This window comes from bacterium (assembly GCA_036524115.1).
In the GTDB taxonomy this organism is placed as follows: Bacteria; JAUVQV01; JAUVQV01; order JAUVQV01; family DATDCY01; genus DATDCY01.
Map to the genome: position 1 here is coordinate 1 of DATDCY010000059.1, position 16,023 is coordinate 16,023.

The 16,023-nt window shown below is 70.4% G+C and carries 19 protein-coding genes; 5 read left to right on the forward strand and 14 right to left on the reverse strand.

Annotation, left to right across the window (positions count from 1 at the left end; translation table 11 throughout):
- Positions 1–67: 67 nt before the first annotated feature.
- Genes VI078_02770 through VI078_02790 form a run of 5 tightly spaced genes read right to left on the reverse strand, consistent with a single transcriptional unit; the run spans position 68 to position 8,169 of the window.
- Positions 68–1,912 carry a SulP family inorganic anion transporter gene (locus tag VI078_02770; protein HEY5998205.1) on the reverse strand — a complete coding sequence of 615 codons (1,845 nt, stop codon included), beginning with the start codon at positions 1,910–1,912 and terminating at the stop codon, positions 68–70.
- 20 nt (positions 1,913–1,932) lie between these two features.
- Complete coding sequence (locus tag VI078_02775; protein HEY5998206.1) at positions 1,933–5,214, reverse strand: efflux RND transporter permease subunit; 3,282 nt, start codon at positions 5,212–5,214, stop codon at positions 1,933–1,935.
- Positions 5,214–6,386, reverse strand: a complete 1,173-nt coding sequence (locus VI078_02780; protein HEY5998207.1) for an efflux RND transporter periplasmic adaptor subunit — start codon at positions 6,384–6,386, stop codon at positions 5,214–5,216. The genes VI078_02775 and VI078_02780 overlap by 1 nt, the downstream gene beginning before the upstream one ends.
- A gap of 26 nt (positions 6,387–6,412) precedes the next feature.
- Positions 6,413–7,771: a TolC family protein gene (locus tag VI078_02785; protein ID HEY5998208.1), complete on the reverse strand. Its 1,359-nt coding sequence runs from the start codon at positions 7,769–7,771 to the stop codon at positions 6,413–6,415.
- A complete protein-coding gene (locus VI078_02790) occupies positions 7,768–8,169 on the reverse strand; it encodes a metalloregulator ArsR/SmtB family transcription factor (GenBank protein ID HEY5998209.1) in 402 nt (133 codons plus the stop codon). The genes VI078_02785 and VI078_02790 overlap by 4 nt, the downstream gene beginning before the upstream one ends.
- A 234-nt stretch (positions 8,170–8,403) precedes the next feature.
- Here VI078_02790 and VI078_02795 point away from each other — a divergent pair, with 234 nt between their 5' ends.
- The 5 genes from VI078_02795 to VI078_02815 are packed head-to-tail and all read left to right on the forward strand — an operon-like array spanning position 8,404 to position 11,338.
- On the forward strand, positions 8,404–8,880 hold the full coding sequence (locus VI078_02795) for a hypothetical protein (protein ID HEY5998210.1): 477 nt from the start codon (positions 8,404–8,406) through the stop codon (positions 8,878–8,880).
- A gap of 26 nt (positions 8,881–8,906) precedes the next feature.
- Positions 8,907–9,077: a hypothetical protein gene (locus VI078_02800; GenBank protein HEY5998211.1), complete on the forward strand. Its 171-nt coding sequence runs from the start codon at positions 8,907–8,909 to the stop codon at positions 9,075–9,077.
- Between the two features lie 26 nt (positions 9,078–9,103).
- Complete coding sequence (locus VI078_02805; GenBank protein HEY5998212.1) at positions 9,104–9,352, forward strand: hypothetical protein; 249 nt, start codon at positions 9,104–9,106, stop codon at positions 9,350–9,352.
- A gap of 2 nt (positions 9,353–9,354) precedes the next feature.
- Entirely contained in the window at positions 9,355–10,449 is a 1,095-nt protein-coding gene (locus VI078_02810; protein HEY5998213.1) for a sulfite exporter TauE/SafE family protein, read from the forward strand.
- Between the two features lie 37 nt (positions 10,450–10,486).
- Positions 10,487–11,338: a universal stress protein gene (locus VI078_02815; GenBank protein HEY5998214.1), complete on the forward strand. Its 852-nt coding sequence runs from the start codon at positions 10,487–10,489 to the stop codon at positions 11,336–11,338.
- A 23-nt stretch (positions 11,339–11,361) separates the two neighbouring features.
- On the opposite strand, the gene VI078_02820 is transcribed toward VI078_02815, so the two are convergent.
- The 9 genes from VI078_02820 to VI078_02860 form a co-directional block, all read right to left on the reverse strand.
- The gene (locus tag VI078_02820) at positions 11,362–11,772 is read right to left on the reverse strand and encodes a type II toxin-antitoxin system VapC family toxin (protein ID HEY5998215.1); all 411 of its coding nucleotides are present in this window, start codon (positions 11,770–11,772) and stop codon (positions 11,362–11,364) included.
- Positions 11,753–12,001, reverse strand: coding sequence for an AbrB/MazE/SpoVT family DNA-binding domain-containing protein (locus tag VI078_02825; protein HEY5998216.1), 249 nt, complete (start codon positions 11,999–12,001; stop codon positions 11,753–11,755). Before VI078_02825 ends, VI078_02820 begins: the two co-directional genes overlap by 20 nt.
- A gap of 99 nt (positions 12,002–12,100) precedes the next feature.
- On the reverse strand, positions 12,101–12,304 hold the full coding sequence (locus VI078_02830; protein ID HEY5998217.1) for a DUF2283 domain-containing protein: 204 nt from the start codon (positions 12,302–12,304) through the stop codon (positions 12,101–12,103).
- Positions 12,305–12,361: 57 nt separating this feature from the next.
- Positions 12,362–13,153, reverse strand: a complete 792-nt coding sequence (locus VI078_02835) for a C-GCAxxG-C-C family protein (protein HEY5998218.1) — start codon at positions 13,151–13,153, stop codon at positions 12,362–12,364.
- Positions 13,154–13,257: 104 nt separating this feature from the next.
- Positions 13,258–13,563 (reverse strand): hypothetical protein, encoded by a 306-nt coding sequence (locus VI078_02840; GenBank protein ID HEY5998219.1) that lies wholly within the window; start codon positions 13,561–13,563, stop codon positions 13,258–13,260.
- 156 nt (positions 13,564–13,719) lie between these two features.
- Positions 13,720–14,268, reverse strand: a complete 549-nt coding sequence (locus VI078_02845) for a hypothetical protein (protein ID HEY5998220.1) — start codon at positions 14,266–14,268, stop codon at positions 13,720–13,722.
- Between the two features lie 38 nt (positions 14,269–14,306).
- On the reverse strand, positions 14,307–15,290 hold the full coding sequence (locus VI078_02850) for a sulfite exporter TauE/SafE family protein (GenBank protein ID HEY5998221.1): 984 nt from the start codon (positions 15,288–15,290) through the stop codon (positions 14,307–14,309).
- Positions 15,291–15,301: 11 nt separating this feature from the next.
- Positions 15,302–15,760, reverse strand: coding sequence for a response regulator (locus tag VI078_02855; protein ID HEY5998222.1), 459 nt, complete (start codon positions 15,758–15,760; stop codon positions 15,302–15,304).
- A 49-nt stretch (positions 15,761–15,809) separates the two neighbouring features.
- Positions 15,810–16,023, reverse strand: a 214-nt coding sequence (locus tag VI078_02860; GenBank protein HEY5998223.1) for a hypothetical protein, incomplete at its 5' end; no start/stop codon positions are given.

Below are 16,023 nucleotides of genomic sequence, written 5' to 3' on the forward strand. Positions count from 1 at the left end.
TGCTGCTCATGATCCGTCCCTCCGTGTTGAAGACGCCGGGCGGCCGCCCGGCCCCACGGAAACTAAGCTAGGTCCTCGACGAGGTTCGCGCCACATCCGGCGCGGCGGCGGTCGTCGCCGGAAAGTCCGGCGGACCGGGCATCTGGGCGCACTCGTGGAAGATGCGCAGCCGGCAGACGCGGCAGCGCTCGGGGTCCAGGCGCGGGACGATCTTCCCGAGCGCCTCGACCTTCGAGCCGAAGACGTTCTCCTCGCCGACGCTGGCGATGCAGCCGGCGCGGTGGAGGATTCCGCGGGCCTCGCCGTGGAGCGAACAGAGGTAGAGCACCCGCCCGTTCACGCGCAGGCGCCGCGCCTCCTGGTTGAGCATCTCGCACCCGGCCAGGTCGATGAAGTTGATGCCGCTGCCGACGACGAGGATGTGGGCCTGCTCCGGGCTGTCGCGGGCGATCGCCTGCAGCCGCTCCGCGACGTGATCGACCGCGCCGAAGAAGATGGAGCCGTCGATCCTCACGATCTTGAGCTGCGGGCACTCCGGCAGCGGTTTCGTGGCGACGTTGACGAGGCTGCGCCGGCCGCTGTCGGGGTCCGGCACCATGGTCACGAACGTCGGGTGGGCCGTGCGGTTGAGGTAGAGCACGAGCGAGAGGATCACGCCGACGTAGATCGCGAACTCCAGCTGCACGAAGAGCGTCGACAGGAAGGTCACGACGAGGACGGCGGTTTCCGCGTGGCTCACGCGCAGGATGTGGCCGATGTGGCGGGTGTTGACGAGCTTGGCCGCCACGAGGATCAGCACGCCCGCCATCGCCGGGTCGGGGAGATAGGCCGTCAGCGGCGCCACCAGCAGCAGGATGGCGGCCAGCAGGAACGCGGCGAAGACGGCGGCCAGCGGCGTCTTCGCCCCCGCCTCGTAGTTGACGCCTGTGCGCGTGAAGGACCCCGAGGAGGCATAGCTCGAGAAGAAACTCCCCGCGAGGTTGGAGAGCCCCTGCCCGACGAACTCCCGGTTGCTGTCGATGCGCTGGTGCGAGCGCGCGCCGATCGAGCGCGCGATCGAGACCGCCTCGGTCAGCCCGAGCAGCGCGACGGCGAGCGCCCCCGGGGCGAGCTGGCGGAGGGTGTGCACGGAGAGGTCCGGGTGCGACAGCGGCGGCAGCTGTCCGGGCAGCGCCCCGACGAACTGCACGCCGTGCGCCGTGCCGTCGGTCGCCGCCGCGAGGAGGCTGCCGGCGACCAGCGCGATGAGCATCCCCGGCCACCGCGGCAGCAGGAGATTCAAGACGAGGGCGATGGCCAGGGTCGCGGCGGCGATTGCCGCGACGTGCCCGTTGGTCTCCGGCAGGTGGCGCAGGATCTCGGCCCAGGTGTGCAGGAACGAGTCGCCGCGGGTGATCGTCAGGCCGAGGAAGTGACGCAGCTGGCTGGTGCCGATCAGGATCGCCGCGCCCGCCGTGAAGCCGACGATCACCGAATGCGAGACGAAGTTCGTGAGGGCGCCGAGGCGCGCGAGACCGAGCGCGAGCTGGAAGAGACCGGCGAGGAAGGTGAGCGTCAGGACGAGCTGAATGTAGTCGGCCGAACCGCGGGCCGCCAGCGGGCTCACGGTGGTGAGGACCACGATCGAGATCGCGGTGGTCGGGCCGGAGATCAGGTGGCGCGAGGAGCCGAAGAGGGCGGCGACGATCGCCGGCACGATCGCGGAGTAGAGGCCGTACTCGGGGGGGAGCCCGGCGATGATCGCGAACGCCACGCCCTGGGGCAGCACGATCACGGCGCCGGTGAGGCCGGCGATGAGGTCGGCGCGCACACTCCGGGGGGTGACGCTCCCGATCCACGACAGGAACGGCAGCGCCCGCGTCAGGAAAGACGGCGGCCCGGGGGGCGCGCCGGAATCGTCGCGCTCCGCCACGGGCCGAGTCTAACAGGATTTCAGCGCTGCGGCTCCGGTTCCTCGGCGGGTGCCACGACCGCGCACGATTCCCCGTCCGCGCATTCTGCCTGGGCGCCGCGCCGCTGGAGCAGGGCCGCGTCGAAGTAGAGCAGCGGCACCGCGACCAGCGTCAGGACCGTCGAGGCGACGGCGCCGAACATCATCGAGATCGCCAGGCCCTGGAAGATCGGGTCGAAGAGCATCACGAGCGAGGCGACGACGACGGCCGCCGCGGTCAGCGCGATCGGCCGGAAGCGCACCGCCCCGGCCTCGATCACCGCCTCGGCCAGCTCGCCGGTCTCCCGCGCCCGGACTTGAGCGAAGTCGACGAGCAGGATGGAGTTGCGCACGACGATCCCCGCCAGCGCGATGAAGCCGATCATCGACGTCGCCGTGAAGAACGCGCCGAAGGCCCAGTGCCCGGGGAGGATGCCGACGAGCGTCAGCGGGATCGGCGCCATGATCACCAGCGGCACCAGGAAGCTGCGGAACCAGGCCACGACGAGGATGTAGATCAGCACGAGCACCGCCGCGAAGGCGAGGCCCATGTCGCGGAAGACCTCGTAGGTGATGTGCCACTCGCCGTCCCACTTCATCGCGTAGCGGTCGGCGCGGTCGGGCTGGACCGCCGAGAACTGCGCCAGTTCGTAGCCCTCGGGCAGGCGCAGGGCCGCGATGCGCTTCTTCATCGCGAGGATCGCGTAGACCGGGCTCTCGGCGATGCCGGCCACGTCCCCGATGACGTAGGTCACCGGCCGCAGGTTCTTGTGGTAGATCGTCTTCTCGGCGATGCCGCGGCGCACCTGCGCCAGCTCCGCCAGCGGGACCTGCACGCCGGCGGGGGAGGGCACGGTCACGCCGGCCAGCGTCTCGACGCCGGTGCGCGCCTCGCGCGGCAGCCGGACCACCAGTTCCACCGGCTCCTTCTCGCGCGGCAGGTGCACCTGACCGGCGGAGGCGCCGCCGAGCGCCACGGCCAGGGCCTGCGAGACCTGTTCGGTCGGGATGCCGTTGAGCGCGGCCTTGGCCCGGTCGACCGCGAGGGTGACCTTCTCCTGGTCGTCCTCGACGTACCAGTCGACGTCCACGACGCCGGGCGTCGTCTCGAAGATGCGGCGGACGTCGGCGGCGACCGTCGCGCGCCGGCCCTGGTCCGGCCCGTAGACCTCCGCGACGAGCGTCGAGAGCACCGGCGGCCCCGGCGGGATCTCGGCGACCTTGACCCGTCCGCCGTGTCGCGCGCCGATCGCGGCGACCGCCGGGCGGATGCGCTTGGCGATCTCGTGGCTCTGCGCCGAGCGCTCGCCCTTGGGCGCGAGGTTCACCTGCAGGTCGGCCTCGTTCGGCGCCGAGCGCAGGAAGTAGTGGCGCACCAGCCCGTTGAAGTTGTAGGGGGACGCAGCGCCCGCGTAGAGCTGCCAGTCGGCGACCTCGGGGACGGTCCGCAGATAGCGGCCGATCTCGACGCCCGCCTGCGTCGTCTGCTCGAGGGGCGTGCCCTCGGGCATGTCGATGACGATCTGCAGCTCGCTCTTGTTGTCGAAGGGCAGCATCTTGACCGTCACCTTCTTCAGCGGGATCAGCGCGACGGCGCCGGCCAGCAGCAGGACGACGCCGCCGAGCGCACCGAGGCGGCGCGCGCGGCTGCGCAGGAACGGGCGCAGCGCCCCGCCGTAGAGCCGCTCGAGCCCCGAGACCTGCGCCTCCTCGTGCCCGCCGCCGCCGTGCACCCGGCGCAGCACCTGGTACGCCAGCCAGGGGCTGACGATGAACGCCACGAGCAGCGAGAAGACCATCGCCGCCGAGGCGCCGACCGGGATCGGGCGCATGTAGGGCCCCATCAGGCCGCGGACGAACGCCAGCGGCAGCAGCGCTGCGATGACGGTGAAGGTCGCGAGGATCGTCGGGTTGCCGACCTCGTCCACGGCGAGGACCGCCGCGAGCTTGGAGCGCGAGCCGCCGCCTCTCGCCGCGAAGTGCCGGTGGATGTTCTCGACGACGACGATCGCGTCGTCGACGAGGATGCCGATCGAGAAGATCAGGGCGAACAGCGTGACGCGGTTGAGCGTGTAGCCGTAGAGGTAGTTCACGAGCAGCGTCAGCGCCAGCGTCACCGGCACGGCGACCGCCACGACGACCGCCTCGCGCCAGCCGAGCGCCAGCGCGACGAGCAGGATGACGGAGACGGTCGCGATGAGCATGTGCTTGAGCAGTTCGTCGGACTTCTCCTGCGCCGTCTCGCCGTAGTCGCGCGTCACGGTCATCTGCACGTCGGCGGGAATCACCGTCCCCCGCAGCTCCTCGAGGCGCGCGCGGGCCGCGCGGGTCACGAGGCTGGCGTTGGTGCCGCGCTTCTTGGCGACGGCGACGGTCACGGCTGCGTACTCGCGGCCGCGGTCGGCGCCGGCGGCGATGCCCCGCGATCCCGCGGCGGGCCCGAGGCCGAAGAGCACGTAGGTCGACGGCTCGGCGGGGCCGTCCTCGACCCGCGCCACGTCGCGCAGGTAGACCGGGCGGCCGCCGGCGACTCCGGCGACGATGTTCCCGACTTCCTCGGCGCTGCCGAGCAGGCCGCCGGTCTCGACGAGCACCTCCTTCCCGCCCCGGGTCACCGTGCCCGAGGGGAGCAGCACATTGGCGCGCCGCAGCGCATCGAGCACCTGCAGCGGCGAGAGCCCGCTGCCGCGCAGCCGGGGCGGATCGAGCACGACGCGCACCTGGCGGCGCTCGCCGCCGATGAGCGTGGTCTCCGAGACGTTGTCGATCCGGTTGAGGTCCTCGACGACCTCCGCGCCGATGCGGCGCAGCTGCCCGCCGTCGAGGCGATCGGACCAGAGCGTCGCGGCGAAGACCGGGACGTCGTCGATCGAGCGCGGCTTGATCAGGGGCTGCGCGACGCCCGCCGGGATCAGGTCGGCGTTGGACATCAGCTTGTTGTAGAGCTTGACGATGCTGTCTTCGGCGTTCTGTCCGACGCGGAAACGCACGATCGCCATTGCCATGCCCGGCCTGGTGATCGAGTAGACGTACTCCACGCCGTCGATCTCCCAGAGCTTGCGCTCCATCGGGTTCGTGACGCGCTCCTCGACCTCCCGCGCGGTGGCCCCGGGGTAGGCGACGAAGACGTCCATCATCGGGACGACGATCTGCGGTTCCTCCTCGCGCGGGGTGACGAACACGGCGATCGCCCCGAGCAGCAACGACGCCAGCACGATGACCGGCGTGAGCTTCGAGGTCAGGAAGGCGCGGGCGATGCGCCCGGAGATGCCTACCGACTGCATCAGCGGCCCTCCTCCGCGAGCTGGACGCCGTCCGCGGCGCGCTCTGCGCCCTCGACCACGATGCGCTCACCGGCGGCGAGGCCCGAGAGGATCTCGCGCCGGCCCGCCCCGGCCGCCGGGCCCGACTGGACGATGCGGAAGCCGAGGCTGCCGTTGCCCGCGACGTAGACGCCGTCGAGCTGGCCGCGGTGGACCACGGCGCTCTCCGGCACGACGATCGCGGTGCGTGTGCCGAGCGCCACGCGGACGCGGGCGTACTGGCCGGAGCCGAAGCGCGGGTCGGCCGGGAGACTGGCGCGGACCAGGAACGTCCGCGAGACCGGGTCGGCGGCCGGGACGACCTCGGTCACCGGGACAGTCCCTGCATAGCCCGCGGCGTCGACCCCGACAGCAAGGGGCGTCCCCTTGCCGATCGTGCCCGAGAGCGAGCCGTCGACCGGCAGCTCGAGGCGGTAGCGCCCCTCGGCCTCGATAGCCAGCAGCGGCTGGCCCGGGGCGGCCATCGAGCCGGGGTCGATCCGCTTCGCGGTGACCCTGCCGGAGACCGGGGCGGTGATCACGGTGAACGCCAGCCACGTCCTGGCCTCCTCCCCGGCGCTCGCGGCCTGGGCGACGGCGCCCTCGGCCTGCGCGATCGCCGCCTCGGCCTGGGCCACCGCCGCGCGCGCCACGCTCTCCTGCGCCGCGACCTGTTCGTACTCCTGGCGGGACACGGCGCGGCTCTGGAGCAGCGCCTGGTAGCGTGCGTGCGTCGCGGCCGCGAGCCCGAGCTGTGCCTGTGCCTGGGCGCGCGCCGCCTCGGCCTGCTGCCGACCCGCCTCGGCCTGCCGCCGCGCACTCTCGGCCTGCTGCACCTTTGCCTGCAGTTCGCGGTCGTCGAGCACCACCAGGGTCTGTCCCCTGGAGACGCGGTCGCCCTCGTCCACGGAGACCGAGACGACCTGGGCCATCACGCGCGCCGCGACCTGGCTCACCGCCGACGACTGGACGCTGCCGGCCAGCTCCCTGACGACATCGAGCTCCTCGGCCGCGACGGGCGCCGTGCGCAGCCCGGCGACCTTGACCGGCGCCTGGGGCGCTTTGGCTCCCTCGTCCCGCTTCCCGCCGCAGCCGGCAAGCAACACCACGCAGGCCGCGCCCACCGCAGCGGCCGACCGGATCCTGGCGTTCATCGGATTTCTCCCTCCCTTCATGGCGTTCATCCCCCGATCTTCTCGAGCAGCAGGCCCGATGCGAAGTGCAGCTGGGCCACGGCGGTCGCGAGGTCGACCGTCGTGCGCGTCCTCTCGGAGCGCGCCCGGTTCAGGGCGGCCTGCGCGTCGAGCAGTGCGACCATCGTCGCCAGGCCGTTCTCGTAGCGCACCCGCACGAGGCGTTGCCCCTCCCCGGCCGAAGCCAGGGCTTCCTCGGCGATCCTGAGGCTCTGGCGGGCCTCGTCCAGCCGCAGCCACGCCTCCTGCACCCGGAAGCGGGCCTCCTTTGCCATGCCGGCGCGCTGGGATTCGGCGCGCGCCAGCTCGCCCGCGGCCTGCCGCTCCGCGGCGGCGCTGTGCCAGCCGGCGGAGAGCTTCCAGGTGACGGCGACTCCCGCGCTGTAGCTCGTGCCGGAAGTGCCGAGCGGCAGGTCCGGATCGTTGGCCTGGAGCGAGCCGAAGAGGCCGACCTCGGGGAGCCGCTCCGCCTTGGCAAGACGCACCGCGCGCCTGGCGTTCCCCACCCGCTCGTCCATTGCGCGCAGGTCGGCGCGGGCGGCGACCCGCTCGAGCAGCGTCGCCAGCTCCGGAACCTCCACCGTGAGGTCGTTCGCGCCCGGGATCACCGCGTCCTCGCGGCCCAGCGCCAGGCCGAGCCCCCGCCGGGCGATCTCCACGTTGTTCTGCACGGTCAGCCGCGCCCGCCTCGCCTCGCTCAGCGCGACGCTGGCACGCAGACGGTCCGAGGCCAGTCCGACCCCGGCGTCCTCGGCCACCGTCGCGAGGCGGACGTGCTCCGCGGCGTCCTCCTCCGCTTTGGCCGCGGCCTCGCCGTAGGCCTCCGCGGCCTTCGCGCCGAGCCACGCCTGCAGTGCGGCGTGCGCGGTCTCCTCGCGCGTGCGGGCCACGTCGAACCCGACCGCCGTCGCCTCCCCGCGCGCCAGGGCAATGCCGAGTGTCGCCCGCGGCGCGTAGAGGGGCTGGGCCACGGTGAGGCTCGTCTGGAAGTCGCTGATCGCCGCCGGGCCGTTGAACGAGCCCGGGGCGCCCTGCAGGTCGGCGGCGGCAAAGCGCCCCTGGTTGATCTTCGTCGAGAAGTCGTACGCCGGGTTGTCCGTGCGCAGGAAGCGCTCCTCGATCGAGACGCCCGGCAGCAGGAAGCTGCGCGCGGCGTCGACCGCCCCGGCGGCCGCGGCCTGTCGGCCCTGCTCCGCCTTCAGCAGATCGTTGCCGCGGAGCGCCTCCGCGATCGACTCGCGCAGTGTCAGCTCCTCGCCCGCGGCGGCCCGGCCGGGGGCCACCCCGAGCGCCGCCGCCAGCGCCGCCGCCAGCAGCGCGGGCACCCGTCTCGCTTCGCTCTTCATATCTTCGACTCCCCCTTGCGTGCGCGAAACCGCGCCAGCGCGGTGCGGTCGCAGGTCTTGTTCTCGCCGCGGAACTCCAGGCAGTCGCGCAGGCGCTCGCGGTCCCGCTCCATGGCCGGTTCCCCCGCCAGTGCGGTCGTCACCAGGTTCACGATTCCGCGCTTGCCCCCGCGGCGCCCCTCCTCGGTGATCGCGTAGCGCATGCGCTTGCCCTCGCGCCGCGCGTCCACCAGGCCGGCAGACCGCAGAACCCCGAGGTGGCTCGAGACCAGGGACTGGGAGAGGCCGAGGACGCCCATGAGCTCGAAGACGCAGAGCTCCCGCTCGCGCAGGAGCATGAGGATCCGCAGCCGGTTTTCGTCGCCGAGCGCCTTGAGGCACTGCACCATCGTGTTCATCGTTCTCTCCCTCCTCCCCGCCGCCGATACATATCAACAACAATTGATATGAGTCCCGGACCCCCGAATCGATTCACAGCGGCGTCGGGGCGGCGTCTGTTTCGCGCCTGTTCACAAATGAAACACGTCGATCACTCGGCGCTTCGACAGAAGCTTTTAGTTTCCATGAGTTGCGTACTGGCACGCCTATTGAAATGTCACGGTGCAGGAACCAACGGGAAAGGAAGGGCGGCGATGATCCTCTTCGCGACAAAGGCCGGAACCGACAGCCTCGCGGGCTTCCCCTATGCGCTCGAGCTGGCCCGCAGCCTGCGGACGGGCCTTGCGGTCCTGATCATCCGCGCGAGCCGGCTGACCGGCGCGCTCGAGGAGGCGATGATGGCCGCGGCGTTCGCCGAGGCCGGGGACATCGCCTCGGCGCGCGAGATCCTGCAGTCCGAGGAGCTGGACATCGAGGCCGCCCACGGCGTGCAGCTCGCGGCGGCCAAGCGCCAGTGCGGCGAGGCCGGCGTCGACTTCGCGGCCTACGCCGCCGCCGGCGACGACGTCGAGTCGATCCGCGACACGCTCAAGCTTCGCCCCGGCATCGAGATGGTTCTCCTGAGCCCCTCCCTCGGGGCGCCGCGCTCCGGGGGCTACCTCAAGCGGATTCTCACGCGGATCACGAAGCCCGTGGTCGCGATCTCCCAACAGGCGCGGGCGAACGCCTGAGCCGCAACCGAAAGGAAGGAGCACCCATGACGCTGTTCGAGAAGTTCCAGACCCTCATGACCGCCGCCGCCTTCGCCGAGGAGAACGAGCACGGCGCCGCCCGGCAGATCGCCCTCGAGGCGCTGGCGAAGCAGCCGGCAGGGCGCGAGACCCGCACGACGATCACCGGCACGCTCGCCGTCGAGCCCGGCAAGTAGGCCGCAGGAAAGAGGGAGCGAAAACCATGGCTGCGGAACACGGCAAGAGACCCTACCTGAAGACCGTCCTCTACGGGGCGGTCTCCCTCGGGCTGTACGCGCTCCTGCTCGCGCGGCAGGACGTGATCAACGAGAACTTCGCCAAGGGCGGGATGATCGCGATCCTGCCGATCGCGCTGGCGTTCCTCTTCTCGTTCGTCCACGGCAACTTCACCGGCTGTTTCTGGTCGAGCTGCGGCGTGGAGGCCTCGAAGAAGTTCAAGGAGGTGAAGTAGCCATGCACGACGCGGTTGCGGCAGCGGCGAACTTCATCCACCTTGACTCCGCCAACATCATCTACCTCTTCCTCGTCGGCTTCGTCGGCGGCCTCGTGAGCGGCTTCATCGGCTCCGGCGGCGCCTTCGTGCTGACCCCCGGCATGATGAGCCTCGGCGTCCCCGGCCTCGTTGCGGTGGCGAGCAACATGTGCCACAAGTTCCCGAAGGCGCTCGTCGGGGCCCTCAAGCGCGCCAAGTACGGCCAGGTCGACGTGAAGCTCGGCATCGTGCTCGGCATCTCGGCCGAGGCCGGCGTGCTGTACGGCGCGGGCGTCCAGGAGAAGATCAAGGCCGCCTATGGCGACGCCGGCTCGAACCTCTACGTGAGCGTCGCGTTCGTCCTCATCCTCGCGGTCGTCGGCGGCTTCGTCCTCTACGACGCCCTCAAGACCAAGCGCGCCGGGACGCAGCACGAGGAGGAGCAGGTCACGAAACTCGCCCGCTGGGTCCAGTCCATCAATATCCCGGGCACGATGGTGTACTTCAAGAGCATGAACGCGCGCGTCTCGGTGCTCTTCACGATCCCCCTCGGGTTCGCCACCGGCCTGCTCGCGGCCACGATTGCGGTCGGCGGCTTCATCGGCGTCCCCTCGATGATCTACGTCATGGGCGTCCCGAGCATCATGGCCTCGGCGACCGAGCTGGTGATCGCCTTCGTCATGGGCCTCGGGGGCTCCTTCAAGTACGCGATGCACGGCCTCGTCGACATCCGCCTGGCGCTGATCATCCTCGCCGGCTCGCTCTTCGGCATCCAGCTCGGCGCGATGGGCACGACGTATGTCAAGCCCTACATGATCAAGATCGTCATGGGCTCGATCATGGTCATCGTGCTCTTCTCGCGGGCGCTCATGGTCCCGGTGTACATGGCGCAGCTGAAGATGATCCCCGCCATCGACAAGGGCACCGCGAAGCTGCTCTCGAGCACGAGCTTCGGCATCATGATCTTCGCCCTCGCCCTGGGCGCTTTCATCATCCTCAAGGCGATGTGGGAAGGTCGTCGCGCCGAGCGGGAGCAGGCGGTGCGCGTCCCGGCAGTGATCGAGAGCAAAATCTAGGTTCGACAGGCGGCGGTAGAGAGCGGATACTGCCGCCATGGCGCGCTACCAGAAGCTCCTCGTCGCCTACGACGGCTCGGCCTCCGGCGAGAACGCCCTGCGCCAGGCGCTGCGGCTGGCGCGCGAGGAGAAGTGCTGGGTCCGCGTCGTGACGGTGGTCCCGCCCTTCGAGGGGGAGCTGGAGTTGACCGGGGTGGGGGACGTCCACGAGGCGATCCTTCGCCCCGGCCGCGCCTTGGTCGCGCGCGCCGAGGCGATCGCCGCGGCGGGCGGGGCGCTCATCAAGGCCTCCCTCGAGCAGGGCGAGGCCTCGCAGCGCATCGTGGCCGTCGCCGCGTCCGAGCGCTGCGGCCTGATCGTCATGGGGCGGCGCGGCACGACCCGGCTCGAGCGCATGCTGGTCGGCAGCGTCACCGCGCGGGTCATCGGCCACAGCCCCGTGGACGTGCTCGTGGTCCCGCGGGAGGCGGCCATCGGCTGGAAGACCGTGCTCATCGCGACGGACGGCTCCCGCTTCAGTCTGGCGGCGGCCGCGAAGGCGGTGGACTTCGCCTCTTCCTACGGCGGGCGGGTCGTGGCGCTCTCGGTGGTGGATCTGCCCGAGGAAGTCTACGCCGTCGCGCCCGAGGCGGCCGAGAAATTCGTCGAGAAGGCGCGGGGCTACGTGGCGGCGGTCGCGGATCTGGCGGCCGGCGCCGGCGTCCGCAGCTCGACGGCGGTCAGGGAAGGGACATCGGCGGACGTGGTGGTGCGACTCGCGCGGGAGGAGGCGGCGGACGTGATCGTCATGGGCAGCCACGGCCGCACCGGCCTGGCGCGGCTGCTGATGGGCAGCGTGACCGAGAAGGTCATCGGCCACGCCTCCTGTCCGGTGCTGGTCGTCAGGTAGAGGGGAGGAACTCTCCTCCCATCTCAGGGCCTGCGGACGTCGAGTCCGGGGATCTTCCGGAAGTCCTTCTCGTCGAAGGTGTACACGGTCGTCAGGCCGCTATCGATGCCCCAGTGTGCCATGAGCGCATCGGCGAACTTGACGTTTGTTTCTTCGTAGGCCGACAGGGCTTTGCGAAACGAGGCTTCGTTCTCCACCTCGAACTCGGGCGTATTGAGAATTGCCTCCACAATCTCGCGTACTCCGGCACGCGGGTAGCGATAGACGCGCTCCAGGACCCACACGACCTCCAGGAGCGCGACCGGGAGCACGCAAAGCGCGAAGCTCTCTTTTCGGGCCCGCTGAAGCAAAGCAACGCACGCCCGGTGCTGAGCGGCATCATCCGCGACGAGCAGTCGGAGGAGAACGTTGGTGTCAACGAAGGCCTTGCGCACGTTCCTTTGCGACCGCACCGGCCGCGATCTCTCGCATTTCCGCCACGGTCCGGCCTTTGGAAGGCAACGCCCCCAGGAAGTCGTGGATGGTCTTTCCCTTCCGCAGGACCACAGCGTCCTTGGTCTGCTCCAGGAGCAAGGTGTCGCCCTCGTTGATCCGCAGCGCCGTCCGCAGCTTCCGCGGCAGGGTGATCTGGCCCTTGGGCAGAACCTTGATGGTCGTCGTCATGCGCCCCTCCTACACCCGGGTCAATTCCTACTGATCGATAATGTAGGAATTCTGGCTTCGGCTGTCAAGAACTCGACAACCTTCCGCGCCTGTCCTGCGTCAGTGTGTTGCGGGGAGCAGTTCTGCGGCAAGAGGCGTGGACCGGGGAAGCCGGCTGACCTGCATGATGGAAGAGCCGACTACCCGGCCGTCTTCGTCGCCCCGCTCCATGACCGCCTCGTTGTCCGTCTCCCGCATGTAGCCCGGTGCATCGGAGAAGAGGACTTCGAGGAAGTCTCCCTCGGCGTCGAACCAGACTTTCAAGGAAGGGGGCGCAGATCGCGGCGGAAGGCCGCGACCTGCCCCCCCGGGGGAACGGGTCTACTTCTTGGCCTGCGGCGGCTGCGGGACCGACTTCCCGTGACAGTCGACGCAGTCGTTCTGGGCCTGGATACCGTACTTCGAGGCGTTGATCACGCCCGTCGTCTTGTAGGTGCCGTCCTTCCAGGCGTTGAGCAGCTCGACGAGGCGATAGGCCGTGCTCGCGGCCACACGGGCGCAGCGGTCCTTGCGCTCCGCGCTGGACAGCGGCTTGTCGGCCTCCGCCATCCACCTTCCGACCGAAACGTGGCAGAGCGGCGAGTCGGCGACGGTGATCGGGATGTTCGCCGGGTCGATCTTCGGCGTCTTGGGCACGTAGATCGGCATCTTGGCGTCGGAGTACCACTGCATCAGTTCGCTGCCCATCAGCATCCCGGTCTCCGAGCCGGCGATCCGCGGTCCGAGGATGACGTTCGTCACGACGTTGGCGCCGTTGAGCGAGCCGCAGATCGTGCCCCAACCCGAGACGCCGCCCTCCATGAAGACGAAGGCGTCGATCGGGAAGCTCTTGTAGGGCTCGCCCACCTTCTCGCGCAGCTGGCCGAACACGCTGGTGATGACCGCCTCGCCGCAGAAGCCGCGGTACCACTCGTTGTAGGCGATCTCGGCCGCAACGGCGGGGTCGAGCTTCTCATACGGCCAGGGCCACTTCTCCGTCGGGCCGTCCTTGGCGGCCGCCGGCGCCGCGAAGTTCGGCAGCGCGGGCGCGACGGCGGCGAGGCCCGCCGCGGCGGCGGCGACGCCGGTGCCCCGCAGGAATGCGCGTCTCGTGCAATTCGTGTGCTCGTCCATCGCTGTTCTCCTTCCCGTTGGTGTGGGGCGGCCGGATCGCCGCCGGACGACGTCCGGGGCCCCGGGCCCGATTGACCGAGCAGCGCCGGCGTGCGCCGGCGCCGCTAGGAGCGGTATTCCGGGGGGCGATCGAGGCGCGAGGCGTACCCGTCCCGGGGGGCGGCGCCCCCGTCCGGCCCCGGCGGCTGAAGCTCCGGGGCGGGCGGGACGGCGGGACGGTCGGCAAGGAGCAGGGGCGTGTCGAAGATGTCCGCGACAGACGTGTCGTCGGCATCGCCTTCTTCGAGAGTCCCGAAGAGGCGGTTGGTATCCTGCGAGCTGTTGGCGGGAGGGGCGGTCGGGCCGGCGGGCGCAAGGAAGACGGTGAGCAACGCGAGGAGAACGCCTGTCGCGATGGCGCGTATTCCCATGGCCCGACTATGATTGGGTCCGAGTAGCCGTGTCAAGAATTGCCACAACTTTCACGAGCGCCGCTCGTGGACCAGGGCCGGCCGCCAAACCGCGCCGGAAAAGGGGCCGGGCAGCATCCGGTCGGGGGGACGCGGCGGCTGCCCGGCCGAGGGCTCCTAGTGGCCGGCTTTGAGCAGTCCGGAGGCCGCCAGCGTCAGCACGACCACCTCCAGCGCCGCGATCACGCCGTAGATCGTGTCCTTTCTCGCGAAAAGGATCGGGATGACCCGGAGGTAGCAGGCGACGGTCACGCCCGCGAGAAACGCGATGCCGATGAAGTTGACGAAGTCCCCGTAGCCGATCAGGCTGATCCAGCCCCAGCCGGTCGGGACCTTGAACTTCTCGAGGTAGCCCTCGGACCCTTGGTGCTCGGTGGCCTTCTCCGGGGCCCTGGCTTCGGCCGCGGGCCCTGCCGCCGCGCCCTTCGCAGCCTCCGCCCCATGGCCGGCCTTCCCGGCATCCGCGCCGTGGGCCGCCGCCGTCCCGTGCAGCCGCAGCTTCCAGGCGCCGGATGTCAGGGCCTCCACCGGAACGTACGGCTTCATGACGCCGGCAAGGTAGAGCCCGAAGGTCACCACCAGCGCCAGCAATCCGATCTTCATCCCCCAGTCGAGGAGCCAGGCGTACGCCCGCTGCTCCTCGGTCGCCTTGATCTTGCTCTCCATGGTCTCTTTCCTCTCGTCGTGAAGCGGCCGCGCCGCGGCTACCTGAACAGCCCGTAGGCCTGAAGGCCCTTGTAGAGCGCCTGCCCGCCGGCGAACGTCAGCAGGCCGATGACCATCCAGCGGATCATCGCCGGCTTGACCTTGGTCAGCAGCTGCACGCCGACGACCGACCCGAGCATGACGCCGATGATCGACGGCACGACCATGAGCGGCAGCACCGCGCCGTTGTTGACGTAGATCCAGGCCGCCGAGGTGTCGGTGATCGAGAGCAGGAACTTGCTGGTCGCGACCGAGATCTTCAGCGGCGCGCCCATCATCAGGTTGAGCACCGGCACGTTCGCCCAGCCCGCGCCGAGGCCGAACATGCCGGCGAGGAAGCCGATGAGGATGAAGGTCACGAGCCCCTGGGGCGTGCGGTGGATCTTCCAGTCGACGCTCTTGCCCGTGGAGGCCTCGTGGTAGATGCCGTTGATGCGCAGCGCCGTGGAGAGGGCGTCGGCCTGCGGCACGTTGGGGAACTCGGACTTCTTGGCCATGAACATGATGGCGACGATGCCGAGGATCGTCGCGCCGAGCGCCGTCTGCACGACCTTGGTCGGCAGCGCCAGGCCCATCATCGCGCCGAAGATCGAGCTGGTCGAGGCGATGAGCGCGACCGGCATCGCCAGCCGCAGGTCGGCCATCCCCTTGCGCAGCAGGCCGGGTCCGGCCGCGAGCGCCCCGGCGAGCGCGACCAGCAGCCCCGCGCCGCGGACGAAGTCCAGGCTGAAGGGGAAGAAGCCGCCGACGATGGGCACGAAGAGCACGCCGCCGCCGACGCCGCCGAGCACCGCGACGATGCCGAGCACGAAGCAGACGAGGAAGAGCGAGAGCGGCCAGACCTGCCAGGGCATGCTCGAGGACGTGCCGACGGCCGCCGCGGCCGCCTCGCCCCCGGAGGCCATGAGGCGCCCGGCGCCGAGCGCGGCCGCCGCCAGCAGGATACAGATCAGGAGCACCAATTTGAGCCGTCCACCGTTCATCGCCGCCACCCCTACTCTTCCTTCTTGAGGATCTTCTGCGCGTCCTCGGGGTCGCCGCCCTCGGCGAACGCGATCGCGGACATGAAGCGCTCGACCTTCTCGGTGAAGGCCTCCTTGATCTTGCGCACCAGCAGGTCGATCTCCGCGGGCTTGCGCAGGAAGTCGAAGCCGCCGAGCTTGCGCGCCTCGACCTCGTCGGCATCGGTCCCGTGCCCCGTGAGGATGATGACCTGGATCTTCGGGCGCGTCCGCTTGATCTCGCGCAGCACCTCGATCCCGTGCAGCCCCGGCATCTTCAGGTCGAGCACGATGACGTCCGGCTCGAGCTTGCTGATGTAGGTCAGCGCCTGCGTGCCGTCGAAGACCGAGTCCACCTTCAGCTCGCGCAGCCGCAGCCGCTCGGCGAGGGTGGTGACGAACTCCACCTCGTCGTCGACGAGCAGCACCCTGATCTCCTTCTTTCCGAACATGCTCTCTCTCCCTCCCGGCCTCGCGGCCCGGTCCTGTTGCCAGCCCGCCCTACGGCGCCGTCGCCAGCGCGATCGTCGCCCCGTCCCTGTCCATCTGCAGCTCTCCGCCGAGCCGGCGCGCCAGCTCGAGGTCGACCTCCCGGTCCGCGGCCGCCGCGGCCGCCCCGCCCCCGCCGGCGAGGGACAGCCGCACCGCGATGCGCCCCCCCGACGGCCCCACGCCCACGCGCAGCGTCCCCCCCGCTTCCGCCCCGTCGGCGCAG

Excerpts from the sequence above, each read along its gene's own strand:
- VI078_02775 (HEY5998206.1), bottom strand. The coding sequence starts at position 5,214 with ATGCAGTCGGTAGGCATCTCCGGGCGCATCGCCCGCGCCTTCCTGACC.
- VI078_02780 (HEY5998207.1), bottom strand. The coding sequence starts at position 6,386 with ATGAACGCCAGGATCCGGTCGGCCGCTGCGGTGGGCGCGGCCTGCGTG.
- VI078_02785 (HEY5998208.1), bottom strand. The coding sequence starts at position 7,771 with ATGAAGAGCGAAGCGAGACGGGTGCCCGCGCTGCTGGCGGCGGCGCTG.
- VI078_02790 (HEY5998209.1), bottom strand. The coding sequence starts at position 8,169 with ATGAACACGATGGTGCAGTGCCTCAAGGCGCTCGGCGACGAAAACCGG.
- VI078_02795 (HEY5998210.1), top strand. The coding sequence starts at position 8,404 with ATGATCCTCTTCGCGACAAAGGCCGGAACCGACAGCCTCGCGGGCTTC.
- VI078_02800 (HEY5998211.1), top strand. The coding sequence starts at position 8,907 with ATGACGCTGTTCGAGAAGTTCCAGACCCTCATGACCGCCGCCGCCTTC.
- VI078_02805 (HEY5998212.1), top strand. The coding sequence starts at position 9,104 with ATGGCTGCGGAACACGGCAAGAGACCCTACCTGAAGACCGTCCTCTAC.
- VI078_02810 (HEY5998213.1), top strand. The coding sequence starts at position 9,355 with ATGCACGACGCGGTTGCGGCAGCGGCGAACTTCATCCACCTTGACTCC.
- VI078_02815 (HEY5998214.1), top strand. The coding sequence starts at position 10,487 with ATGGCGCGCTACCAGAAGCTCCTCGTCGCCTACGACGGCTCGGCCTCC.
- VI078_02825 (HEY5998216.1), bottom strand. The coding sequence starts at position 12,001 with ATGACGACGACCATCAAGGTTCTGCCCAAGGGCCAGATCACCCTGCCG.
- VI078_02835 (HEY5998218.1), bottom strand. The coding sequence starts at position 13,153 with ATGGACGAGCACACGAATTGCACGAGACGCGCATTCCTGCGGGGCACC.
- VI078_02840 (HEY5998219.1), bottom strand. The coding sequence starts at position 13,563 with ATGGGAATACGCGCCATCGCGACAGGCGTTCTCCTCGCGTTGCTCACC.
- VI078_02845 (HEY5998220.1), bottom strand. The coding sequence starts at position 14,268 with ATGGAGAGCAAGATCAAGGCGACCGAGGAGCAGCGGGCGTACGCCTGG.
- VI078_02850 (HEY5998221.1), bottom strand. The coding sequence starts at position 15,290 with ATGAACGGTGGACGGCTCAAATTGGTGCTCCTGATCTGTATCCTGCTG.
- VI078_02855 (HEY5998222.1), bottom strand. The coding sequence starts at position 15,760 with ATGTTCGGAAAGAAGGAGATCAGGGTGCTGCTCGTCGACGACGAGGTG.